At 63.0% G+C, this 22,541-nt stretch carries 19 protein-coding genes; 9 read left to right on the top strand and 10 right to left on the bottom strand.

The window, feature by feature from the left end; all coding sequences use genetic code 11:
- Nucleotides 1-487 precede the first annotated feature (487 nt).
- Entirely contained in the window at nt 488-3,121 is a 2,634-nt protein-coding gene (gene ppc, locus CUC44_RS19650; protein WP_100861552.1) for a phosphoenolpyruvate carboxylase, read from the bottom strand.
- A gap of 214 nt (nt 3,122-3,335) precedes the next feature.
- Nucleotides 3,336-4,481: an acetylornithine deacetylase gene (gene argE / locus CUC44_RS19645; protein WP_100861551.1), complete on the bottom strand. Its 1,146-nt coding sequence runs from the start codon at nt 4,479-4,481 to the stop codon at nt 3,336-3,338.
- 261 nt (nt 4,482-4,742) lie between these two features.
- Here argE and argC point away from each other — a divergent pair, with 261 nt between their 5' ends.
- From argC to CUC44_RS19610, 7 genes are all read left to right on the top strand, one after another.
- Complete coding sequence (gene argC / locus CUC44_RS19640) at nt 4,743-5,750, top strand: N-acetyl-gamma-glutamyl-phosphate reductase (protein ID WP_100861550.1); 1,008 nt, start codon at nt 4,743-4,745, stop codon at nt 5,748-5,750.
- 24 nt (nt 5,751-5,774) lie between these two features.
- Complete coding sequence (gene argB, locus CUC44_RS19635) at nt 5,775-6,554, top strand: acetylglutamate kinase (RefSeq protein ID WP_100861549.1); 780 nt, start codon at nt 5,775-5,777, stop codon at nt 6,552-6,554.
- A gap of 24 nt (nt 6,555-6,578) precedes the next feature.
- Nucleotides 6,579-7,490, top strand: a complete 912-nt coding sequence (locus tag CUC44_RS19630; RefSeq protein WP_100861548.1) for an ornithine carbamoyltransferase — start codon at nt 6,579-6,581, stop codon at nt 7,488-7,490.
- A gap of 55 nt (nt 7,491-7,545) precedes the next feature.
- On the top strand, nt 7,546-8,781 hold the full coding sequence (locus CUC44_RS19625; protein WP_100861547.1) for an argininosuccinate synthase: 1,236 nt from the start codon (nt 7,546-7,548) through the stop codon (nt 8,779-8,781).
- Between the two features lie 260 nt (nt 8,782-9,041).
- Nucleotides 9,042-10,427, top strand: a complete 1,386-nt coding sequence (argH, locus tag CUC44_RS19620; protein ID WP_100861546.1) for an argininosuccinate lyase — start codon at nt 9,042-9,044, stop codon at nt 10,425-10,427.
- A gap of 145 nt (nt 10,428-10,572) precedes the next feature.
- Entirely contained in the window at nt 10,573-11,100 is a 528-nt protein-coding gene (locus CUC44_RS19615; RefSeq protein WP_100861545.1) for an RBBP9/YdeN family alpha/beta hydrolase, read from the top strand.
- An 84-nt stretch (nt 11,101-11,184) separates the two neighbouring features.
- Nucleotides 11,185-11,811: an FMN-binding negative transcriptional regulator gene (locus tag CUC44_RS19610; RefSeq protein ID WP_100861544.1), complete on the top strand. Its 627-nt coding sequence runs from the start codon at nt 11,185-11,187 to the stop codon at nt 11,809-11,811.
- Between the two features lie 114 nt (nt 11,812-11,925).
- Here CUC44_RS19610 and CUC44_RS19605 read toward each other — a convergent pair whose 3' ends face one another.
- The 8 genes from CUC44_RS19605 to CUC44_RS19570 all read right to left on the bottom strand — a co-directional run bounded on the left by CUC44_RS19605 (nt 11,926) and on the right by CUC44_RS19570 (nt 17,741).
- Nucleotides 11,926-12,138 (bottom strand): hypothetical protein, encoded by a 213-nt coding sequence (locus CUC44_RS19605; protein WP_100861543.1) that lies wholly within the window; start codon nt 12,136-12,138, stop codon nt 11,926-11,928.
- Between the two features lie 165 nt (nt 12,139-12,303).
- Complete coding sequence (locus tag CUC44_RS19600) at nt 12,304-12,645, bottom strand: DUF1294 domain-containing protein (protein ID WP_100861542.1); 342 nt, start codon at nt 12,643-12,645, stop codon at nt 12,304-12,306.
- Between the two features lie 85 nt (nt 12,646-12,730).
- The gene (locus tag CUC44_RS19595) at nt 12,731-13,318 is read right to left on the bottom strand and encodes a sugar O-acetyltransferase (RefSeq protein WP_100861541.1); all 588 of its coding nucleotides are present in this window, start codon (nt 13,316-13,318) and stop codon (nt 12,731-12,733) included.
- A 203-nt stretch (nt 13,319-13,521) separates the two neighbouring features.
- Nucleotides 13,522-14,358, bottom strand: a complete 837-nt coding sequence (locus tag CUC44_RS19590; protein ID WP_100861540.1) for a transporter substrate-binding domain-containing protein — start codon at nt 14,356-14,358, stop codon at nt 13,522-13,524.
- Nucleotides 14,355-15,116 carry an amino acid ABC transporter ATP-binding protein gene (locus tag CUC44_RS19585; RefSeq protein WP_100861539.1) on the bottom strand — a complete coding sequence of 254 codons (762 nt, stop codon included), beginning with the start codon at nt 15,114-15,116 and terminating at the stop codon, nt 14,355-14,357. Before CUC44_RS19585 ends, CUC44_RS19590 begins: the two co-directional genes overlap by 4 nt.
- Complete coding sequence (locus tag CUC44_RS19580) at nt 15,113-15,775, bottom strand: amino acid ABC transporter permease (protein WP_100861538.1); 663 nt, start codon at nt 15,773-15,775, stop codon at nt 15,113-15,115. Before CUC44_RS19580 ends, CUC44_RS19585 begins: the two co-directional genes overlap by 4 nt.
- A gap of 92 nt (nt 15,776-15,867) precedes the next feature.
- The gene (locus tag CUC44_RS19575) at nt 15,868-16,533 is read right to left on the bottom strand and encodes an amino acid ABC transporter permease (RefSeq protein WP_100861537.1); all 666 of its coding nucleotides are present in this window, start codon (nt 16,531-16,533) and stop codon (nt 15,868-15,870) included.
- Nucleotides 16,530-17,741 carry a threonine synthase gene (locus tag CUC44_RS19570; RefSeq protein WP_100861536.1) on the bottom strand — a complete coding sequence of 404 codons (1,212 nt, stop codon included), beginning with the start codon at nt 17,739-17,741 and terminating at the stop codon, nt 16,530-16,532. The genes CUC44_RS19575 and CUC44_RS19570 overlap by 4 nt, the downstream gene beginning before the upstream one ends.
- A gap of 231 nt (nt 17,742-17,972) precedes the next feature.
- Between CUC44_RS19570 and CUC44_RS19565 the strand changes: the two genes are divergently transcribed.
- Together CUC44_RS19565 and CUC44_RS19560 are read left to right on the top strand one after the other, a co-directional pair.
- On the top strand, nt 17,973-20,120 hold the full coding sequence (locus CUC44_RS19565) for a prolyl oligopeptidase family serine peptidase (protein WP_100861535.1): 2,148 nt from the start codon (nt 17,973-17,975) through the stop codon (nt 20,118-20,120).
- A gap of 195 nt (nt 20,121-20,315) precedes the next feature.
- On the top strand, nt 20,316-22,472 hold the full coding sequence (locus CUC44_RS19560) for an AsmA family protein (RefSeq protein WP_100861534.1): 2,157 nt from the start codon (nt 20,316-20,318) through the stop codon (nt 22,470-22,472).
- Nucleotides 22,473-22,541 lie beyond the last annotated feature (69 nt).

Here is a 22,541-nt window from a genome sequence, read left to right as displayed (position 1 = left end):
TCCTGGCCAGTGGTCTTTGCCATGGTTCCAATTCAATGGGATCGCGCCATTCGATCCGCTCAGCGAACAGGGATGTATTCACGACCAGGACTCGAGGATTCTCATGTGCCGAGAAGTAGCGATTTATTGTGTACTCGACAGCCTCAGGTAAGTTCAGGTGAATGCCTCTTTCCTTGCGGTCATTGCCACAAAGGGGAAGGTGGCCAAGCTGTTGCGCCTGTTGCCAAGTCGACTCACTCACCACGCGATATAAAACTGACATAAGGTTCTCCTTGTCGATTGTTTAGATTACCTGCTGTGACCAGTGAGGCTCATTCGGTATGTCACATATGGAGCCATATCAATACCCGAAAAACACGTTTTCGGAAATGTTGGATTCTGCTCCGTGAATCGAACCGGGGTGAGGGGAAGGAAGTTTTTTCTGAACAGAGAAAAGGGCGCCACAGTGGCGCCCTTTTTCATTGAGGGGAGCTTGATAGCCCGCCTATCAACCCGTGTTGCGCATACCCGCCGCAATACCGGCGATGGTGACCATCAGCGCCTGATCCAGCTCGGGATGCAGGGTCTCTGGGTGGTTGCGGGAGCGACCCAGCAGCTCGACCTGCAGCACGTTGAGGGGATCCGTGTAGGGGTTGCGCAGCTTGATGGACTCCTTGATCCAAGGCTGATCGTCGAGCAGGTCGCCCTGCGGGCGCAGCTCCAGCACCACCTGGATGGAATCGGAGAGCTCCTGACGCAGCTGCTTGCCCAGGGCCCACAGCTCGGTCGGCACCAGACGGGTGTCATAGTACTCCGCGAGCCAGAGGTCGGCCTTGAGGAACACCATCTCCAGCATCTCGAGGCGGGTGCGGAAGAAGGGCCACTGACGGCTCATCTCGTCCAGTACGGCCTTGTGACCGTCGTCGATGGCCTGTTGCAGCCCCTTGTGGGCGCCGAGCCAGGCCGGCAGCATCAGCCGGTTCTGGGTCCAGGCGAAGATCCAGGGGATGGCGCGTAGGCTCTCGACACCGCCGTTCGGCTTGCGCTTGGCGGGACGGGAGCCGAGCGGCAGCTTGCCGAGCTCCATCTCCGGGGTGGCGGCGCGGAAGTAGGGCACGAAGTCCTGATGGCCGCGCACGATAGAGCGGTAGTGTTCGCAGGAGGACTCGGCGACCTGCTCGATCACGGCGCGCCAACTCTCTTTCGGCTTCGGCGGTGGCAGCAGATTCCCCTCCAGAACTGCGCTGGTGTAGAGATTCAAGCTGTTGATGGCGACCTTGGGCAGTCCGAACTTGAAGCGGATCATCTCCCCTTGCTCGGTGACCCGCAGGCCGCCGCGCAGGGATCCCGGCGGTTGGGACAGGATCGCCTGATGGGCGGGGGCGCCGCCGCGACCGACGGTGCCGCCACGGCCGTGGAACAGGGTCAGCCGCAGGTTGTTGGCTTCGGCCAGTGCCACCAGGGATTCCATGGCGGCGTACTGGGCCCAGCCGGCGGCCATCATGCCCGCGTCCTTGGCGGAGTCCGAGTAGCCGATCATCACGTACTGACGGCCCTGGATGTAGCCGCGATACCAGTCAACGGACAGCAGGCGCTCCATGACGGCGGTGCCCGCCATCAGGTCTTCCTGGGTCTCAAACAGCGGCGCGACCGGCATGCGGAACTTGCAACCAGCTTCTTTGAGCAGCAGTTGCACCGCCAGCACGTCGGACGGAGCGCCGGCCATGGAGATGATGTAGATGCCGAACGCATCCGGGTCGTGCTCTGCGATCACCCGACAGGTGTCGATTGTCTCGCGAGTCTCGGCGCTTGGCTCCCAGTCGGTCGGGATCAGCGGGCGGCGGGAGTTCAATTCGTTGAGCAGGAAGGCCTGCTTGTCGTCCTCGCTCCACTCGGCGTAGTCACCCATGCCGAGGTAGCGGGTCAGCTCGGAGAAGACCTGGCCGTGGCGCTCGCCGTCCTGGCGGATGTCGAGCTTGACCAGATGGATGCCGAAGCAGGCGAGCTTGCGCAGCACATCCAGCAGCATGCCGTCGGCGATATTGCCCATGCCGCAGGCATGCAGGCTGTGGTAGCAGAGCTCAAGAGGCTCGCGCAGCTGGGCCGTGGTCTTGACCAGATCCCGGCTCTCGCTCACCTGGCCCTGCACCTTGGCGGTCAGGTACTCCTGGGTCTCGCGCAGCTGTTCGCGCAGCTCCCGCACCAGGGCGCGGTAGGGTTCCGGGTTGTCACCCACCAGTTTGCGCAGATCCTCGGTGCAGTCGGCCATGGAGAGCTCGGAGGTGAGCTCCTTGATGTCGCGGTAGAAGAGGTTCACCGCCATCCAGCGGCCCAGCTCCAGCACCTCGGCGGTCACCTTGGCGGTGACGAAGGGGTTGCCATCACGGTCACCGCCCATCCAGGAGGTGAACTTGACCGGCGCGGCATCCAGGGGCAAGCGCACACCCAGGTGGTGTTGCAGACGCTCGTCCAGGTGGCGCATGAATTCGGGAATGGCGGGCCAGAGGCTATTTTCTACCACGGCGAAGCCCCACTTGGCCTCGTCCACCGGGGTCGGACGCTGCTCGCGGATCTCGTTGGTGTGCCAGGCCTGATTGACCAGCTGTTCGATGCGATTGAGGATCTTGTCCCGCTCGCGGGGCAGCAGATCGGAGAGCTCCAGCGCCTCCAGGCAGTCGTTGAGCTGCACGTGCTTGTGGATCAGGGTGCGACGGGTCACCTCGGTGGGGTGAGCGGTCAGCACCAGATCGATGTCCAGTTCGCGCACGGCCTGGATGATGGCCTCTTGCGACAGGTTGGAAGCCTTGAGTTTGGCGAACATCTGCTCCAGGGGATCCGGGGTGCAGACCTGCTCTTCACAGCGGCGGGAGATGGTATGGAACTGTTCCGCCACGTTGGCCAGATTGAGGAACTGGCTGAAGGCGCGGGCCACGGGCAGCAGCTCGTCATCGGAAAGCGTGCGCAGGGTCTCGAGCAGGCGTTCCCTGTCTGCCTCATTGCCCTTGCGGGAGGATTTGGCCAGCTGACGAATGGTTTCGATCTTGTCGAGGAAGGCTTGTCCCTGATGATCCTTGATGGACTTGCCCAGCAGTTGGCCCAGCATGCCTACGTTGGCGCGTAGTGCGGCGTACTTTTCGTTCATTCCACATCCTTATTTTGTTGGTGCCTCCTTCCATTCCGAGGGGGGAGGCAGCCTCACTTATTGTTGTGTGATTACAACATATGCTCCGTCATCTTAGGGGGACAATCTAGCCAGATTGTCTGCGCAAGGTCAAATAACAAGCCGATTCAGAACATGTATTTCCCTCACCTGTCCCGCCTTTGCATGTCATGTAACTTACTTACATTCCCCGTTCTCAGACACAGAAACGCCGGATCAGGTGCTGCAGCACCGCCGTGGTCGGTTTGACGAACGACAGATCCAGATACTCGTCCGGCTGATGGGCCTGGGCTATGTGGCCAGGGCCCAGCACTATGGTTTCACAACCGAGCAGCTGGATGAAGGGGGCCTCGGTGCAATAGTTCACGGATTGCGCGGTCTGGCCGCTCGCCTTCTCAGCCTCGCGCACCAGATCCGAGTCATCCTTGCAGGCGTAGGCGGGAATGGGCTCGTGCAGGTGCTGCAGGTGCAGGCAGCCGGGCTGGTGAACTTCGATGGGGGAGAGCGCCTCTTTGAGCATGCCCATCAGCTCATCCGGGCCCACCTGGGGGGTGGGCCTCATGTCGATGTGCAGCTCGCAGCAGCCGCAGATGCGGTTCGGGCTGTCGCCCCCCTGGATGTAACCCAGGTTCAGGGTCGGCTGGGGCACGGCGAATCTGTGGTCCGCGTATTTGTCTTTCAGATCTTGCTGCAGTTTCAGCACCTGACCCATGGCTTTATGCATGATCTCCATGGCGTTGACGCCGTTGGCGGGATCCGAGCTGTGGCCGCTCTTGCCCGTGATGCGAATGGCCTCGGACATGTGCCCCTTGTGGGCCACCACGGGCACCAGGCCTGTGGGCTCGCCTATCACGGCGTAGTCGGGTTTTAGCTCGGCGGCATCGGCGATGGCGCGAGCCCCCGCCATGGTGGTCTCCTCGTCGGCGGTGGCCAGGATGCGCAGGGGTTTGCTCAGGGTGGTCAGATCGATCTCTTTGAGCGCCTCCACGATGAAGGCGAAGAAGCCCTTCATGTCGATGGTGCCGAGGCCATACAGGCGGTTGCCCTCCTCGGTCACCTTGAAGGGATCCTTGCTCCAGCCCCCCTCATCGAAGGGCACGGTATCCGTGTGACCCGCCAGCAGCAGGCCTCCTTCCCCCTGGCCGATCGTGGCCACCAGGTTGAACTTGCCGGGCAGGTCTGGCAGGGCCGTCACCTCGCAGTGAAAACCGAGCTGGCCGAACCAGTCCGCCAGCAGACGGATCACCCCTTCGTTGCTCTGATCCCAGCGGGGATCCGTGCTGCTGATCGAGGGAATCGCAATAATATTCTTATAAAGTGAAAAAAAATCCAGATTGGCCATCAGCTCCTCCTTGCGTCCCCGGAATGTTTCTGTTAGAAAATACAAATGCAAAGTGAGTGCATGAATATTCTTTTCGAGTGCTCATCGACAAGACTTCTAGTTGTAAGGGAAAGTTAATGTTCTGTCACCTGATCTGTAACCGACGACACACACCCGCCTGAATTGCCCCTCCGCACGGACAGTGCCAAAGGGGCGATCGATTACCCCTTGCACCACAGCATCGCGCTGTGAACTTCAAACCCAGACTTGGAATACTCAACAATGCTTAACACCGTTATCGTCGGTGCCAGTGGCTACGCGGGAGCCGAACTGGCCGCACTGGTCCAGAACCATCCACAACTCAAGCTGTTCGGCCTCTACGTCTCCGCCGGCAGCCAGGATGCGCACAAGCGTTTCTCTTCTCTGCATCCCCAGTGGGTCGGCGCGCTGGATCAGCCCCTGCTGCCCCTGGACGAGGACGGCATGACCCGGATCCTGACCCAGGCCGATCTGGTGCTGCTGGCCACCGCCCACGAGGTGAGTGCCGAGCTCGCGCCCAAGTTCCTGGCCAAGGGGCTGCCGGTGTTCGATCTCTCCGGCGCCTTCCGGGTCAAGGATCAGCAATTCTATTCCTCCTTCTACGGTTTCACTCACCAGAGTCAGCAGTGGCTGGATCAGGCTGTCTACGGTCTGGCGGAGTGGAACGCCGATGCCATCCACAACGCCCAGCTCATCGCCGTGCCCGGCTGCTATCCGACCGCGTCCCTGTGCGCCCTCAAGCCGCTGCAGCAGGCGGGCCTCATCGCCAAGGAGTGGCAGCCCATCATCAATGCGGTCTCCGGCGTGTCCGGGGCCGGTCGCAAGGCGGCCATCAACACCAGTTTCTGCGAGGTGAGCCTGAACCCTTACGGCACCTTCAATCACAGGCACCAGCCGGAGATCAGCCACCACCTCGGCAAGGGGGTGCTGTTCCAGCCTCACCTTGGCAACTATGTGCGCGGCATCCTGGCCACCATCTATGTGCAGCTCGCGGACGGCGTGACGCCGACCCAGGTGGATCAGGCCTATCTCAAGGCGTACGAGGGCAAACCCCTGGTGCGTCTCACCGGCCAGATGCCCTCCATCCGCGGCGTGGCAAACACACCCTACTGCGACCTCGCCTGGCAGCAGCAGGGCAACATGCTGGTGGTGGTCTCTGCCATCGACAACCTGCTCAAGGGCGCCGCCTCCCAGGCCATGCAGTGCATAAATATCAAATTCGGGTTTGAACCGGCCACCGGCCTGATTTAAGGACTTAAAGGAAGGATTGCGACGATGGACAAGCAGACGCTGGTAATCAAGTTGGGTGGGGCACTGATCGAGAACGACGAGGCGCTGACCGCCCTGTTCGCCACTCTCAAGAGCTTCCTGGACGAACAACATCGCCCCCTGGTGCTGGTGCACGGCGGTGGCTGCCTGGTGGACGACCTGCTCAAGGGCCTGGGTCTCACCTCCACCAAGAAGAACGGCCTGCGGGTTACCCCGTTCGACCAGATCCCCTTCATCGCCGGCGCCCTGGCGGGCACGGCAAACAAGATGATGATGGCCAAGGCCATCGCCACCGGCACCCCGGCGGTGGGGCTCTGCCTTGCCGACGGCGGCCTCTGTCAGGTGACCCAGCTCGACCCGGATCTCGGCGCGGTCGGTGACTGCCAGCCGGGCAACCCGGCACTGGTGCAGGGGATCCTGGGGCAGGGCTTCCTGCCGGTGGTGAGCTCCATCGGCATCACGGCCGAGGGTCAGCTGATGAACGTCAACGCGGATCAGGCGGCCACGGCGATTGCCGAGGCGCTCGGCGCGGATCTGGTGATGCTGTCCGATGTGAGCGGCATCCTGGATGGCAAGGGCAAGCTGGTGCCGCAGCTGGACAAACAGAGCGCGCTGGATCTGATGGAGAAGGGGGTCATCCGCGATGGGATGGCGGTCAAGGTGAAGGCGGCCCTGCACGCCGCCGAGACCCTGGGCAAGCCGGTCTGTGTCGCCAGCTGGCGCTACCCGGATCAACTGCTCAAGCTGCTGGCCGGCGGCGCCGTCGGCACCCAGGTCACCCTCTAAATCAGCCGGGAAAAGGATTATCCGATGCAACATCTTCTGAAAGACAGCGACTTAAACAAGGCCCAGATCGAGGCGCTGATCGCCCTCGGTAAATCGGTCAAGGCGGACCCGAAGAAGTACAGCCAGGCCCTGGCGGGCAAGAGCGTGGTCACCCTGTTCGAAAAGCCATCCCTGCGTACCCGGGTCACCTTCGACATCGGCATCGCCCGCCTCGGTGGTCACAGCGTCTACTTGGATCAACAGAACGGGGCGCTGGGCAAGCGCGAATCCGTGCAGGATTTCGCCGCCAACCTGTCCCGCTGGTGTGACGCCATAGTGGCTCGGGTGTTCGACCACCAGACGCTGGTGGGGCTCGCCGAGCACGGCACCGTGCCTGTGGTGAACAGCCTGTGCAACCTCTACCACCCCTGCCAGGGGCTGGCAGACTTCATGACCATCGCCGAGCACTACAGCGACTTGTCGAAGGTGAAGCTGGCGTATCTGGGTGATGGCAACAACGTCAGCCACTCCCTGCTGCTGCTGGGGGCGACGCTCGGCACCGATGTGACCCTGGTTTGCCCGAAAGGCCATGGCCCGGACACCCAGATCTTCCTGCAGGCCCAGGCCCTGGCGGCCCAGTCTGGCGCGCACATCCATATCAGCGACGACGTGGGCGCCATCGAGGGCTTCGACGTGGTTTATACCGACACCTGGGTTTCCATGGGTGACAACACGCCAATGGAGCAGGTAAAAGATATCTTTATGCCTTATCAGATCAACCAGGCCCTGCTCGACCGGACCGGCATCCAGCACGTGCTGCACTGCCAACCGGCGCACCGGGAGCTGGAGATCACCTCGGAGGTCATGGACGGCCCAGCCTCCCTCATCCTGGATGAGGCAGAAAATCGGATGCATATCCAGAACGCCGTGCTGCTGACCCTGCTCGGGCACAAGTGACGCGGCAACCGACCCTGAATCAAACACCTTATCGAATCATCATGGAGAGAAGTAAATGAGCGGAATCAACAAGATAGTACTGGCTTACTCGGGCGGACTGGATACCTCGGCCATCATTCCCTGGCTCAAAGAGAACTACGATGCGGAGATCGTCGCCTTCGTTGCCGACGTGGGTCAGGAGCGTGACGATCTGGAAGGGATCGAGCAAAAAGCCATCGCCTCCGGCGCCACCAAGTGCATCGTCAAAGACCTGCGCGAAGAGTTCGTCAAAGAGTACGTCTACCCGACCCTGAAGACTGGCGCCGTCTACGAAGGCACCTATCTGCTGGGTACCTCCATGGCTCGCCCGATCATCGCCAAGGCCATGGTGGAAGCAGCCCTGGCGGAAGGCGCCGATGCCATCTCCCACGGTTGCACCGGCAAGGGCAACGATCAGGTGCGTTTCGAAGGGGCCGTGGCGGCTCTGGCGCCGCAACTGAAGGTGATCGCCCCCTGGCGTCTGTGGGACATGCGCTCCCGTGAGGATCTGCTGGCCTATCTGGAAGCCCACGACATCCCCTGCAAGGCGACCCTGAAGAAGATCTACAGCCGCGATGCGAACGCCTGGCACATCTCCACCGAGGGTGGCGAGCTGGAGAGCACCTGGAACGAGCCGTCCGAAGCGGTCTGGCAATGGACTGTGTCCGCCGAGCAGGCACCGAACGAGCCGGAATACGTCAAGCTGACCGTGGCCCAGGGCGAAGTCGTCGCCGTGGATGACCAGCCGCTGACCCCGCACCAGATCCTGACCACCCTGAACGAGCGTGCCGGCAAGCACGGCGTCGGTCGTATCGACATCACCGAGAACCGCATGGTGGGCATGAAGTCCCGTGGTTGCTACGAGACTCCAGGTGGCACCGTCATGGTCGCCGCGCTGCGCGCCGTGGAAGAGCTGGTGCTGGACCGTCCGACCCGCGCCTGGCGCGAGAAGCTGGGTGCCGAGTTCTCCCACCTGGTCTATGACGGTCGCTGGTTCACCCCGCTGTGCAAGGCGATCAAAGCCTCTGCTGACGCCATCGCCGAGGATCTCGACGGTGAAGTGGTGCTGAAGATGTACAAGGGCCAGGTCACCGCGGTGCAGAAGAAGTCGCCGAACAGCCTCTACTCTGAAGACTTCGCCACCTTCGGCGCCGACGAGGTGTACGACCAGAGCCACGCCGAAGGCTTTATCCGTCTCTACACCCTGGCCAGCCGGATCCGCGCCATGAAGGAACAGCATCAGGCCATCGGTGGCGACCATACCCACGGCTAAGCCTTGAGGTTTCAAGTCGCAGAAAATCGGTGAGGGGGCTTGGCCCCCTCATTTATAGATGGTGGCTTGGCCCCCTCACTTATAAGCGGCGACCTAGATTGTGATGAAAGCGGCAGCGCCTTGGCCGCGGCTGTGAGATAAGGCTTTGTCAGACAAGAGATTCGCAGCCAAGCAAGGCAAGATTTCAGCGCGCAGGCCAAGGGGTCGCGCCAGTACGGCAGGCGCAAGGCGCCGCCGGCAACGCATTCAAGGAGAGCAGTATGGCACTTTGGGGTGGGCGCTTCAGTCAGGGCGCAGACAGCAGGTTCAAGCAGTTCAACGACTCGTTGCGCTTCGATTACCGGCTGGCGGAGCAGGACATTCAGGGCTCCATGGCCTGGGCTCGCGCCCTGGTCAAGGTCGGTGTATTGACCAGTGACGAGCAGGCACAGCTGCAACAGGCGATGGAAGTGCTGCTGGCCTCGGTACAGCAGGATCCCCAGCAGATCCTGAGCTCGGATGCCGAAGACATCCACTCCTGGGTCGAGGGGAAGCTTATCGACGCAGTCGGGATCCTCGGCAAGAAGCTGCACACGGGGCGTTCCCGCAACGATCAGGTCGCCACCGATCTGAAACTCTGGTGCAAGGCGCAAGGGGAGCTGCTGCTTGCCTCCATCACCGGCCTGCAACAGGGGCTGGTGGCCTCCGCTCGCGCCAATCAGGCCGCCGTGTTGCCCGGCTACACCCATCTGCAGCGCGCCCAGCCGGTTACCTACGCCCACTGGGCGCTGGCCTATGTGGAGATGCTGGAGCGGGATCACTCCCGTCTGCAGGATGCCCTCAAGCGCCTCGATACCAGCCCCCTCGGTTGCGGCGCTCTGGCGGGTACCGCCTACGCCATCGACCGGGAGGCGCTGGCACTGGACATGGGCTTTAGCGGTGCGACCCGCAACAGCCTGGATTCGGTATCGGACCGGGATCACGTGGTGGAGCTGATGCACGTGGCGTCGCTCTCCATGGCGCACCTGTCCCGCTTCGCCGAAGACCTTATCTTCTACAACACAGGTGAGGCGGGCTTCGTCGAGCTGTCCGATGCGGTCACTTCGGGGTCGTCGCTGATGCCCCAGAAGAAGAACCCGGATGCGCTTGAGCTCATTCGCGGCAAGACCGGCCGGGTGGTCGGCGCCCAGATGGGCATGCTGATGAGCCTCAAGGCGCTGCCGCTGGCCTACAACAAGGACATGCAGGAAGACAAGGAAGGGCTGTTCGACGCCCTGGACACCTGGCACGACTGCCTGGACATGGCGGCCCTGGTATTGATCGACTTGAAGGTCAACGGTGAGCGTACCAAGGCGGCGGCCCAGGGCGGCTATGCCAACGCCACCGAGCTGGCGGACTATCTGGTCGCCAAGGGCATACCATTCCGCGAGGCGCACCATATCGTCGGCGAGACGGTGGTCTACGCCATCCAGGTGAAGAAACCCCTGGAGGAGCTCTCTATCCCTGAGTTCCAGCGCTTCAGCCCGGTAGTGGGAGAGGACGTGTACCCGAACCTGGAGCTGGAGGCGACCCTGGCAAAGCGGGTCGCCAAGGGCGGCGTCGCTCGCGAGCAGATCGAAGGCGCCCTGGTCGCCGCCGAAGCCTGGCTGGCCAAGCGCGCTGGTTAAACTGCGGCGACCGTCATCCAAAATAGAAAGCAAAACGGCAACCCTAGGTTGCCGTTTTCTTGCCTTGAAGGTCACTCTCCTGCCAGCATGGAGTGCCCTGTCGCACAGAGGGATCCGGGTCTAGTCGCAAAAGGAAACTTGCCATATGAAAGTACTGATATTGCCAGGGATAGGAAACTCGGGGCCGGATCACTGGCAGAGCCATTGGGAGCAAGCCAACCGTGGCTATAGCCGGGTTGAGCAGCGGGATTGGGACAGCCCGGTGTGCAGCGACTGGGTTGCGTCGCTCGAGGCCAGCGTCAAGCACCACGGCGAGGAGACGATCCTGGTCGCTCATAGCCTGGCGTGTCTGCTGGTTGCCCACTGGGCAGCGCACACCGAGTTGACGATCAAGGGGGCCTTGCTGGTGGCGGTGCCCGACCCTCAGGGCCCGGTATTTCCGGCTCAGGCGATGGGGTTCGCGCCCTTGCCCATGGCGAGCCTGCCGTTCAAATCCATATTGATTGCCAGCGCCGATGACCCCTATGGTGACATCGCTCATTCGACGTTATGCGCGGCCAGCTGGGGCAGCACCCTGGTGAACATCGGCGAGGCGGGCCACATCAATGGCGCCAGCGGCCTGGGCGCCTGGTCGGCAGGCCATCAATGGCTGCAAGAGTTGGCCATGGCCTGATGGCCCTGGGTTGAATATCCGTACTCGCCGAGGCGAGTTCTTCCCGAACTGAACGCGAGTTTTGCCATCGTCCAAGGAGTCGTTATGTATCTGCCAACCCATTTTGCCGTCACCGATCCCGAGGCGCTGCACGCGCTGATGCGAGCCTATCCGCTGGGTGCCCTGATCACTCATGGCAAGGGAGGGTTGGATGCGGATCACCTGCCGTTCGAATTCGATGCAGGGGAGGGGGAGCATGGGGTCTTGCGCGCTCATGTGGCCCGCAACAACCCGCTCTGGCAGGAGGTGACGGACGGGCAGGAGGTGCTGATTGTCTTCAAGGCCGCCGACGGCTATGTCTCCCCGAACTGGTATCCGAGCAAGCAGGAGCATCATAAGCAGGTGCCTACCTGGAACTACGCCGTGGTCCATGCCCATGGCCGCATCCGGGTGCGCGACGATGCCCGCTTCGTGCGCCGCCTGCTGGCGAGCCTGACCCGGGTTCATGAGGCGGCCGAGCCCAAACCCTGGAAGATGGCGGATGCACCGCGAGACTATCTCGAGGCCATGGTGGCGGCTGTGGTCGGTATCGAAATCGAGATAAGCGAGCTGGTGGGCAAGTTCAAGCTGAGTCAGAACAAGGAACCATCGGATCGGCAGGGGGTCGTCGATGCTCTGCAGGAGCGGGGACAGGGGGCGCTGGCAGAGTCTATGCAGCGCCGACCTTCTTGATAGAGGCAGTAATAATCACTGCTTTCCATCGCATGCTAAAATATTAGTCCGTGAAATCACATAAAATAAGCGTGTTACACTGCCAATTGGCGGCGTGTCGTCAGCCGATGGGGCTTATAGATCCTTGAATGGCCGCCGCTTTTCCTCTTCGATAACTATGGCCTCCAGGTTGGCGATCCGCTCCTGCAGTTCCTTGATGATCATGTCCTGCTTACCGAGACGATCCGTGATGCGAACGTCCCCCAGCCGATAGCGGGCGCGCTTGCCGAGATAGCCGAACAACAGGCTGAGAAAAACGATCAGGACTATGCCTGTCCACATGGTCATGGGTGACTCCTTGCCGACAAGAGGCGGGACTCCGCCTCACAGAGCTTTCTTGTCTCACAGCCGGCGGTTGGCGGCAATGCCCGGCTGGGAGAGGCTGGCTTCCCGCACCTGCGCAAGTCTGCCATCAAATTCGTTCTGCCTCGCAGCAGCTTTATCGAGAGGGGGTCAGGCCCCTTGCCAGAGTGGCCGCCCGACCCAGAGTCCCCACAGGGTCAGGTGCAGCAGCACGATAAACCAGAACACCAGCCGGTAGCTCCCCTTCTGGGTCTTGTGGCGCAGCCAGTGGCGGGCGACCAAGGCGCCGGGCCAGCCGCCGAGCAACTCCAGCAGATGCAGACGAGATTCCGGTACGCGCCAGCCGCCGCGCACGGCCTGGCGTTTGTCATGGGCGTAGGCCAGCGCAGTCAGCAGGCTCATGGTGCTGATCAGGGCCAGTGGCCACCAGTTGGCGTCCACCATGCCGAGCCAGCCGCCCCACAGCAGGGGCAGGAGGGCGAGCCAGATCATAAGACTTGCTCCTCTGGTTTGTTGGTACTCGGGGGCAGGCTGAGGCCAGCCGAGGTGCCCATGGCGAGGGGGCAGGTCAGGTGATTCACTGCATGGCCTCCGGGTCCCGCGGCTCGTCCGGGCTCAGGGTGCGGATCACCTTGGCCGGGTTGCCGACGGCCAGGGAATCGGCGGGGATGTCGCGGGTGACCACGGCGCCGGCCCCTATGATGGTGCGCGGCCCTATGGTGACGCCGGGGCAGATGATGGCGCCGCCACCAATCCAGCAGTCATCGCCTATGCGCACCGGCTTGTTGTAGGCGGTCCAGTTGCGGCGCTCCAGGTGGTTCAGGCTGTGGGTGGCGGTGTAGATCTGCACGTTCGGGGCCAGCAAGACGTTGTTGCCGATATGCACCTCGCCCACGTCGAGTATGGTGACGTTGAAGTTGAAGAAGGTCTTCTCGCCGATGTGGATGTTGCGGCCAAATTCGCAGGTGAAGGGGGTGCTGATCCAGCAGGAGTCCGGGCAGTGGCCGAACAGCTCGCCACACAGGCGCTGGCGCAGGAGGTGATCCCCGGAGGGAGAGGCGTTGAACTGCGCCAGCAGTGCCTGGCCGCGGATGCGGTCGTTGGCTATCTCCTCGGTCTGGGTGAGGGGGCCACCCGCCAGAATGTCGTCCCAATCGCTTGCCATGCTCTCATCTCCTCATGTGCCAAGAGGCGCCAGTATACGCAACTTGTCAGGAGGCGTCAGGAGACTCTCATCTGAGACTGATGATCCCGTCAATAAAAAAGGCGTCACCCAAGGGGGGACGCCTGCAAAACCAAACCTTGCGGTTTGCGGACCAACGGAACCAAAGATCACACACACTCAGCACTTCTTCGGGATGGCGGGGATCAACCCTGCCACTTGCCTCCTTCCACTATCACGTCGTTGGGATCGGTATCGGCGCTCAACTTGTCGCGCACATATTGGTCATACAGCTTGAGCAGGTATTTCTCCTCCCCCAGCTTGGCGAGACGGTCGTTGACCCAGTCACGCAGCTCGATATTGCCCTTCTTCACCGCCGGGGCGATCGGGTCTTCCGAACCCAGCTTCTGGGGCAGCACGCGATAGCCCGGATTCTCCTTGGCCCAGCTGAACAGCACCAGATTGTCCTGGGCGTAGGCATCGCCACGGCCCTGGGACAGCGCCTGCAAGGATTCGGAGTTCTTCTCGAACTTGAGTACCTTCCAGTCCGGGTGGTTGCGGGTCAGCCAGATGTCGGCTGTGGTGCCTGTGGTGACGATCAGGGTCTTGTCCGCCAGATCGTCCAGCCCCTTGGCGGCGCTCTTCTCCGGCACCAACACCTGCACCGCCACCCGCAAGTTCGGGTTGGTGAAGTCCACCACTTCGCGCCGCTCCGGGGTCACCGTCATGTTGGCGAGGATCAGATCCACCTTGTCGCTCTGCAGGAAGGGGATGCGGCTGGCGGGCTCGACCGCCACGAATTCGATCTTGTTCTCGTCCCCCAGCAGATCCTTGGCGAAGCGGCGGCCGAGATCGGTATCGAAGCCCACGTAGCGCCCTTTCTCATCCACAAAGCCGAAGGGGGGCTTGTCGGTGAAGACCCCGACGATGAGTTTGTCGCGGGCCTTGATCTTGTCGAGGGAACCGTCCGCCGCCTGGGCGGCGCCGCTGGCGATCCCCAGCCCGATGAGGGCACTAAACAGTACCGAGGTAATTTTCTTCATGCTGACTCCTTTCGTTTGATGACATTTGTATAAGAAAACTTGGCGAGGAACTGGCGCGCACGCTGGCTCCTCGGGTTATCGAAGAATTGGTGGGGGCTGGCCTGCTCCAGGATGTGGCCCTCTTCCATGAAGACGATGCGATCCGCCACCGCCTGGGCGAACGCCAGCTCGTGGGTGACGATGAGCAGTGTCATGCCGCTGCCGGCGAGATCCCGGATCACCTCCAGCACCTCCTGCACCATCTCGGGATCCAGGGCGGCGGTGACCTCGTCAAACAGCATCACCTGAGGGTTCATGCACAGGGCCCGCACTATGGCGATGCGCTGCTGCTGGCCGCCGGATAGCTCGCGCGGATAGGCGTGGCGCTTCTCCCAGAGGCCTATACGGGTCAACAGTTGCTCCGCCTGCAGCAGGGCCTCCTGCCGTTCTCGTCTTTGCACCTGGAGGGGCCCGAGCAGCACGTTCTCCAGCACGGTCAGGTTCGGGAACAGGTGATAGCTCTGGAACACCATGCCGATGCGTTGGCGCAGTCGCTGCCAGTCGGTAGCGGCATCCAGGAGTTGGCCGTAGAAGCGGATCTCGCCGCCCTGAATGGGCTCGAGCCCGTTGAGGGTGCGCAGCAGGGTGCTCTTGCCGCAGCCGCTCGGCCCCAGGATGACGATCACCTCCCCGGGGTTCACGGCGAGGCTGACCCCGTCCAGTACCTGGTTCTGGCCGAATTGTTTGCTGACAGCATTGAGTTCAAGCAGAGGCGTCATACCGCATTACCCCATTTTTGCTCGAGCCGGCGCGAGGCGAGCGAGAGCGGATAGCAGACCAAAAAGAAGAACAGGAACAGCAGGCTGTAGATGAGCAGCGAGGCATAGGTGCGCTCTATGATCTGCTGGCCCACCTTGATCACCTCCACCACCCCGATCAGCACCGCCAGGGAGCTGGTCTTGATGATGCGGGTGTGAATGTTGATGGTGGGCGGCGTCAGCCGTTGCAGCGCCTGGGGCAGCAACACGTGGCGATAGAGCTGCCAACGGGAGAGGCCAAGGGCCAGTCCGGCCTCCTGCTGACCACGGGCCAGGGATCCCAGCCCGCCGCGCACTACTTCCCCCACCTCGCTCGCCCCCCACAGGGAGAGCACCAGCACGGCGCACCAGAAGGCCGGGATATCGAGGCCGAAGACGATGGGCAGGCCGAAGAAGAAGAGATAGAGCCACACCAGCACGGGCACCACCCGAAACAGCTCCAGATACAGCCGCAGTACTCCCTGGGTCAGCCGGCCGCCCTGCTGGGCCAGTACGCCGTAACCCAGGCCCCCTAAGGTGGCGAACAGGATGGCGAGCAACGAGATGGCGAGGGTCTGGCCCGCGCCAATGGCCAGTAGGGGCAGGGTCTGGCCCAGCAACTCAGAAACCGGAGTGGCCATACTCATCCCTCCCTTCCAATACGTGTTGTGTGGGGGACGGCAGCGGCAGAAAGAGCCGTGCCCACATAGGAGTCCGCGATTGCATCAGCGACTCAGTGACCGAACTGACCATATTGCAGCCTCCTCTCAAGGGCTCGCAGGGCGAGGGACAAAGGCAGGAAGATCAGCACACACATCAGGGTCAGCACCGCCAGCATCTCGTAGGTCTTGTAGTAGAGGGCGATATAGTTCTTGGTGGTGTAAAGGAGCTCCGGCACCGCCACCGCCGAGGCCACCGTGGTTTCTTTGAGCAGGAAGATGAAGTTGGCAGAGAGCGCCGGCAGGCTGGCGAGCCAGGCCTGGGGCAGTTGCACGTGGCGCAGCAGTTGCCAGCGGGAGAGGCCGATGGCCTGGCCCGCCTCCAGCTGGCTGTGGGGCACAGCCGTCACCCCGGCCCGCAGCGCCTCAGTGAGATAACCGCCGCCGAGGAAGGTCATGGCAATGACTGCCGTAGCAAAACCGGACAGGGACAGCCCCAGGGCCGGCAGCCCGAAGTAGAGGAAGAACAGCTGGATCAGCAGCGGCGTGTTGCGGGCCAGCTCCACATAGCCGCGGATCACCGCGCTCAGCAGCGGCCTGTGCAGGCCGAGCAGCGCGACGTTGAGCAGGGCCACCGCGAGGGAGGTAAGGATCACGATGGCGCCGAGCTGCAGGGTGACCCAGACCGATTTGCCAAAGGCGGGCAGGGTGGAGACGATAAAGGCCCAGTCGAAGGTCATGCGGGGATCCTCCCGTCACGGCGCAGGCGCTGGGGCACCACGGTAATGGCGTCCGGGTACTTGATGCCGGCGCCGGTGTTGAGCACCACCACCCGCTCGCCTTCCTTGATCCAGCCCGATTCTCGCAGCTGGCGGGCGGCGGCGAAGGCGGCAGCCCCTTCCGGGCAGACGAAGCTGCCCTCCTGGGAGGCGAGCTGGCGAATTTCGCTCTGGATGGCTCTATCGTCTACCGCGATGGCGCAGCCGTCGGTGCTGTAGAGGGCGTCGAGCACCAAAAAGTCCCCCAGCGCCTTGGGCACATTGATGCCAAAGGCCAGGGTCTGGGAGTCGGGCCAGAAGGTCGATTCTGACGCTCCTTGCTGCCAGGCCTGCACTATGGGCGCGCAGCCGCTCGACTGCACCGCCACCAGCCGGGGAAGGTCACCCTTGACCCAGCCCAGCTCCTGCAACTCCCGCAGCGCCTTGTAGATGCCGATGAGGCCGACACCGCCACCTGTGGGGTAGAGGATCACGTCCGGCAGGGTCCAGCCGAACTGCTCGGCGATCTCCAGCCCCATGGTTTTCTTGCCCTCGATGCGATAGGGCTCCTTGAGGGTGGAGGCATCGAACAGGGACTGCTCCGCCACCGCCTGGGCCACCTGGCGACCGGCGTCGCTGATGAGGCCGTCCACCAGATAGAGGCGGGCTCCGGCAAGTGAGGTTTCCAGCCGGGTGATGGCGGGGGCCGCCTGGGGCATGACTATGGTGCTGCGCAGGCCGGCGCGGGCACCGTACAGGGCCCAGGCTGCGCCGGCGTTGCCGTTGGTGGGCATGGCAAAATGGGCGATGCCGAGCTCGCGGGCACGGGAGAGGCCGACCGCGGCGCCACGGGCCTTGAAGGAGCCGGTGGGGATGATGCTCTCATCCTTCATCCAGAGATCCGGGATGCCGATTTGCTTGCCGAGCTTGGGCAGCGGCAACAGCGGGGTGAAGCCTTCTCCCAGCGTCACCACCTGGGCGGGATCGCGCACCGGCAGCAGCTCGTGGTAGCGCCACAGGCTGGCGGGGCGACCCAGCAGATCGGCCGGTCGCCAATCCTGCTTCAGGGCCTCGAGATCGTAGCTTGCCAGTAAAGGCGCCCCGACCCGGCTCAGTTGCTGGGGCTGATCGGCATCATGGATTTCGCCTGTCTTGCTGCAGCGCAAATGGGAGAGATAGCTATAGGGCATGGATTATCCTGAGCGGGTCGTCTGGGCTGGTCGGTTATGCCATCCTGTGACCCAAGTGCCGGATAACAAACAAAATAAAGCGGCAAACTTAAGCGAAAAGATGGCTATGGCACTGAGCCTCTCTGGCACGGGGACGTGCTCGCCTGAGTCAGGTCGCCCCCTGGGGGGTTGGGGGCCATGCCACTCTTTGCTAACCTGCCTGCTTCATTCGAACCGCAGGGAGTTGCCTCGATGCGATCCATTGTCTGTCTGCTGGCCCTGACCTTGCTCGGGGCCTGCAGTGGTCACTCAACTCAAGAGGATGCCATGTCAGGGAAAACGCGCCTTCACTACCCCGTCACCCGCCAGGGCGAGCAGGTGGATCACTACTTCGGTCAGGCCGTGGCCGATCCCTATCGCTGGCTGGAGGATGACCGCAGCCCCGAGACCGAGGCCTGGGTCAAGGCCCAGAACGCCGTGACCCAGGATTACCTGGCCAGGATCCCGTTTCGCGAGGCGATAAAGAGCAAGCTCGCCGCCTCCTGGAACTACGCCAAGGAGGGGGCGCCGTTTCGCGAGGGGCGCTACCACTACTTCTTCAAGAACGACGGCCTGCAGAATCAGAACGTGTTGTGGCGCCAGCCGCCGGGCAAGGCCGCCGAGGTGTTCCTCGATCCCAATGCCCTCAGCCCCGACGGCACCACGGCGCTGGATCAGCTGAGCTTCTCCCGGGATGGCAAGCGGCTGGCTTATTCCTTGTCTCTCGCCGGCAGTGACTGGCGCGAGATCCACCTGATGGATGTGGAAAGCAGGCAGCCCCTGGAGGCGCCCCTCAAGGACGTGAAGTTCAGCGGCATCAGCTGGCTCGGCAACGAGGGCTTCTTCTACTCGAGCTATGACAAGCCGGACGGCAGCGAGCTGTCGGCCAAGACGGATCAGCACAAGGTCTACTTCCACCGCCTCGGCACGGCGCAAGAGGACGATCGGCTGGTGTTTGGCGCCATCCCGGCCCAGAAACACCGCTACGTGGGGGCCAGCGTCACCGAGGATGATCGCTACCTGCTCATCTCGGCGGCGAACTCCACCTCGGGCAACCGCCTCTATGTGAAGGATCTGACCGAGGACAATGCACCGCTGTTGACGGTGCAGGGGGATCTGGATGCGGATGTGAGCCTGGTGGACAACCGGGGCAGCACGCTTTACCTGCAGACCAATCGCGGCGCCCCCAACGGCCGGCTGGTGACGGTGGATGCGAGCAACCCTGGCCCCCAACACTGGCGTGACCTCATCCCAGAGCGGCCCCAGGTGCTGTCGGTGCACAGCGGCGCCGGTTATCTGTTCGCGGAATATATGGTGGATGCCACCGCCCGGGTCGAGCAGTTTGACTATGAGGGCAACAAGGTGCGGGACATTGCACTGCCTGGCCTCGGCAGCGTCAGCGGTTTCAACGGCAAGCACGACGATCCCGAGATCTACTTCGGCTTCGAGAACTATGCCCAGCCGCCGGCCCTTTACCGGCTGGCCCCCAAGAGCGGTGAGATCAGCCTCTATCGCGCCTCGGCGGCGCCGTTCAAGCCAGAGGATTATGTCTCGGAGCAGCGCTTCTACCAGAGCAAGGATGGCACCCGGGTGCCGCTCATCATCAGCTACCGCAAGGGGCTCAAACTCGATGGCAGCAACCCGACCATCCTCTATGGCTACGGCGGCTTCGATGTCAGTCTGACCCCGAGCTTCAGCGTGTCGGTGGCGAACTGGCTGGATCTGGGGGGCGTCTACGCGGTAGCGAACCTGCGCGGGGGCGGCGAGTACGGTCAGGCCTGGCATCTGGCGGGCACCCAGATGAACAAGCAGAACGTGTTCGACGACTTCATCGCAGCGGCCGAGTACCTGAAGGCCGAAGGCTACACCAGCACCGACAAGCTGGCGGTACGCGGCGGCTCCAACGGCGGTCTGCTGGTGGGGGCCGTCATGACCCAGCGCCCGGATCTGATGCGGGTCGCCCTGCCGGCGGTGGGGGTGCTCGACATGCTGCGCTACCACACCTTCACCGCCGGGGCGGGCTGGGCCTATGACTACGGCACTAGCGCCGACAGCGAGGCCATGTTCGCGTATCTGAAGGGTTACTCGCCGCTGCACAACTTGCGCGAGGGGGTGAGCTATCCCTCGACCTTGGTGACCACGGCGGATCACGATGATCGTGTGGTGCCGGCCCACTCCTTCAAGTTCGCAGCCACCCTGCAAGCGGACAACGAGGGTCCCCATCCCCAGCTCATCCGTATCGAGACCAATGCGGGGCACGGGGTGGGCACGCCGGTCACCAAGCTTATCGAGCAGAGCGCGGATCTCTACGCCTTCACCCTCTATGAGATGGGTTACCGGCAGTTGCCGTTGCAGCCATAACCAGAGATGGGTTGCCGGCAGCTGCCGTGTACACCTTGACGACAGGGCCCCATGGGGCCCTTTTTCTTGTGTGATGTACGAGAGAAGGGGCGCGACCATCCCTGTCTCGCCATTTACCGGTTTTGGCTCCGTCTTGCCCTCTGCTATCCCCCCGGTGGTATAGTCAGCCGCAGGATCTGCATTGAGGAAGTCATCGTGAAGAAGATCGTCTACATACTGCTGGGGTTGGCACTGGCCGCCCTGGTGGCCATCGTCGCCCTGGTCAGCCTGATCGACCCGAACCAGTTCAAGCCCCAGCTGGCGGAGCAGGTGAAGAAGAACACCGGCCGCGAGCTGGTGATGGAGGGGGATATCGGCTGGCGCTTCTGGCCAAGCCTGGGGCTCTCCCTCGAGAAGGTGGCCCTGCGCAACCCAGCCGGTTTCGCCGAGCCGGATCTTATCCGGGTCGAGAAGGGGGAGGCCTCGGTGGCCCTGCTGCCCCTGCTCTCCCATCGACTGGAAATAGGCGAGGTGACCCTGAGCGGTGCTCACCTCTTCATCCAGACCAAGGCTGACGGCAGCAGCAACCTGGCGGATCTGGTCAAGGACAAGGAGCAGGCTCAGGCCGGCGGCGAGACCTCAACGCCAGCCAGCCCGGCGAGCGAGAGCCAGCCCTGGGAGATCCAGCTGCAAGGGGTGGTGCTGGAACAGGCCAGCGCCCTGGTGCAGGACGATCGCAGCGGCATCAGCTCGCGACTCGAGCGGCTGGATCTCAGCCTGGGTCAGCTGACCCTGGGGGAGTGGGTGCCGGTGACCCTGGCCGCCAAGGGCGCGCGGGGCGAGCTGGCCTTCGATATCAAGGGGCAGGGGGAGATCAAGCTGGCCCGGGATGCCCATGACAGCGAACTGAAAAATCTGAATCTGAGTGGCAGCTTGGGGGATCCCAAGCAGCGGCTGGATGACTTCTCCCTCAAGGCGGATCGCCTGGTGCTGGGGGAGTGGGGCAGCCTGACCCTGAGCCTGAACGGCGCCCAGGGGGAGGCGGCCAAGCCGACCCTGGCCGGTTCGCTGGATGGCACCCTCAAGGCGCGCCTCGACAAGGGGTTGCAACTGGTGGAGGTGTCGGATGCTGTGCTGGCCGCCAAACTGACCGGGGAGGGCCTGCCGCGCTCGCCGCTCTCCCTCAAGCTGGCCGGGTTTGCCCGCGCCGAGCTGGACAAGCAGCGGATCACGCTGACCAACCTGGTGATGGGCGCAGATGATGCCTTGCTGAGTGGCAATGGCGTGATAAAACTCGGCGCCGTGCCCAGCATCGAATTCGATCTCAAGGGTGACAAGCTGGATCTCGACGCCTGGCTCGGTGCGCAGGATGGGGCCAAGACCGCCGCATCTTCTGCCGCCCCGGCCACTGTGTCGGCGGGTGAGCAGGGCGCAGCGGCCAAGCCAGCCCCCTCGGCGCAGGCCTTGTCCACGGCTGAGCCTGATCTGAGCGTCCTCAAACTCGTCGATCTGGCGGGCGAGCTGCAACTGGACGCGCTGAAGGTGAAGGGGCTGGACTTGAGCGCCGTCGATCTGCAACTGGCCCTGAGCGGCGGTCAGCTCAACCTCAAGCAGTTCAGTGCCGGCGTGGCCGGTGGTCAGGTGAGCGCCAGTGGGGTGCTCGATGCCCGCCAGCAACCCGCCAGCTATCAGGTGCACAAGCGCATACAGGGGGTTGATATTCGCCCTCTGCTGCAGACCCTGGCCCAGAACGATCGACTGGAAGGCAAGGGGGATCTGGATATCCAGGTGCAGGGCCGTGGTCTCTCCGAGCAGGCCCTGCGCAGCGAGATGCAGGGCACGGCCAGCCTGAAGTTGAGTGACGGTGCACTTCACGGCATCAACCTGGCGGAGATGATCCGCGAGGCGCGGGCCACCCTCACCGGTAAGGGCGCCGAACAGGTCAAGGAGGCGCGCAAGACCGACTTCAGCGATCTTAGCGCCAGCTTCCAGATAGGCAACGGCATCGCCAGCAGCCATGACATCCAGCTGGCGGCCCCGGCGTTGCGGGTGCAGGGCCAGGGCCAGACCGCCCTAGTGCCGGAGACCCTCGACCTCCTGTTCCTCACCTCAGTGGTGGAGAGCAGCAAGGGCCAGGGGGGCAAGACGGTGGATGAGCTCAACGACATCACGATACCTGTGCGCATCGGCGGCCACTGGCAGGCGCCCAGCTACAAGCTGGATGTGAAGGAGCTGCTCAGCAACAACAAGGTGCTGGAAGAGAAGGCCCGCAAGGAGGCCGAGCGTGGCCTCAAAAAGTTGTTGGGAGACAAGGCCAACGACGAGGGGATCAAGGGGGCGGCGGATCAGCTGCTCAAGGGGCTGTTCAAGTAGCGGCGCCTCGCTTCTCGCATGCATGACAACGGGCCCTTGGGCCCGTTTTTTGTGTCTGCTGGCGGTGGC

The sequence above is a fragment of the Aeromonas lusitana genome, assembly GCF_002812985.1.
Classification (GTDB): Bacteria; Pseudomonadota; Gammaproteobacteria; order Enterobacterales; family Aeromonadaceae; genus Aeromonas; species Aeromonas lusitana.
Note: the sequence above shows the minus strand (reverse complement) of the source record. Positions and strands in the feature narration are given on the sequence as shown.

Bases quoted from the DNA above. Each gene is read 5' to 3' on its own strand.
- CUC44_RS19625 (WP_100861547.1), top strand. From the start codon at position 7,546: ATGAGCGGAATCAACAAGATAGTACTGGCTTACTCGGGCGGACTGGAT.
- CUC44_RS19585 (WP_100861539.1), bottom strand. From the start codon at position 15,116: ATGACGCCTCTGCTTGAACTCAATGCTGTCAGCAAACAATTCGGCCAG.
- CUC44_RS19605 (WP_100861543.1), bottom strand. From the start codon at position 12,138: ATGACCATGTGGACAGGCATAGTCCTGATCGTTTTTCTCAGCCTGTTG.
- CUC44_RS19595 (WP_100861541.1), bottom strand. From the start codon at position 13,318: ATGGCAAGCGATTGGGACGACATTCTGGCGGGTGGCCCCCTCACCCAG.
- CUC44_RS19600 (WP_100861542.1), bottom strand. From the start codon at position 12,645: ATGATCTGGCTCGCCCTCCTGCCCCTGCTGTGGGGCGGCTGGCTCGGC.
- CUC44_RS19575 (WP_100861537.1), bottom strand. From the start codon at position 16,533: ATGACCTTCGACTGGGCCTTTATCGTCTCCACCCTGCCCGCCTTTGGC.
- argE (WP_100861551.1), bottom strand. From the start codon at position 4,481: ATGGCCAATCTGGATTTTTTTTCACTTTATAAGAATATTATTGCGATT.
- argC (WP_100861550.1), top strand. From the start codon at position 4,743: ATGCTTAACACCGTTATCGTCGGTGCCAGTGGCTACGCGGGAGCCGAA.
- CUC44_RS19590 (WP_100861540.1), bottom strand. From the start codon at position 14,358: ATGAAGAAAATTACCTCGGTACTGTTTAGTGCCCTCATCGGGCTGGGG.
- CUC44_RS19615 (WP_100861545.1), top strand. From the start codon at position 10,573: ATGAAAGTACTGATATTGCCAGGGATAGGAAACTCGGGGCCGGATCAC.
- CUC44_RS19610 (WP_100861544.1), top strand. From the start codon at position 11,185: ATGTATCTGCCAACCCATTTTGCCGTCACCGATCCCGAGGCGCTGCAC.
- argB (WP_100861549.1), top strand. From the start codon at position 5,775: ATGGACAAGCAGACGCTGGTAATCAAGTTGGGTGGGGCACTGATCGAG.
- CUC44_RS19565 (WP_100861535.1), top strand. From the start codon at position 17,973: ATGCGATCCATTGTCTGTCTGCTGGCCCTGACCTTGCTCGGGGCCTGC.
- CUC44_RS19630 (WP_100861548.1), top strand. From the start codon at position 6,579: ATGCAACATCTTCTGAAAGACAGCGACTTAAACAAGGCCCAGATCGAG.
- ppc (WP_100861552.1), bottom strand. From the start codon at position 3,121: ATGAACGAAAAGTACGCCGCACTACGCGCCAACGTAGGCATGCTGGGC.
- CUC44_RS19570 (WP_100861536.1), bottom strand. From the start codon at position 17,741: ATGCCCTATAGCTATCTCTCCCATTTGCGCTGCAGCAAGACAGGCGAA.
- CUC44_RS19580 (WP_100861538.1), bottom strand. From the start codon at position 15,775: ATGGCCACTCCGGTTTCTGAGTTGCTGGGCCAGACCCTGCCCCTACTG.
- argH (WP_100861546.1), top strand. From the start codon at position 9,042: ATGGCACTTTGGGGTGGGCGCTTCAGTCAGGGCGCAGACAGCAGGTTC.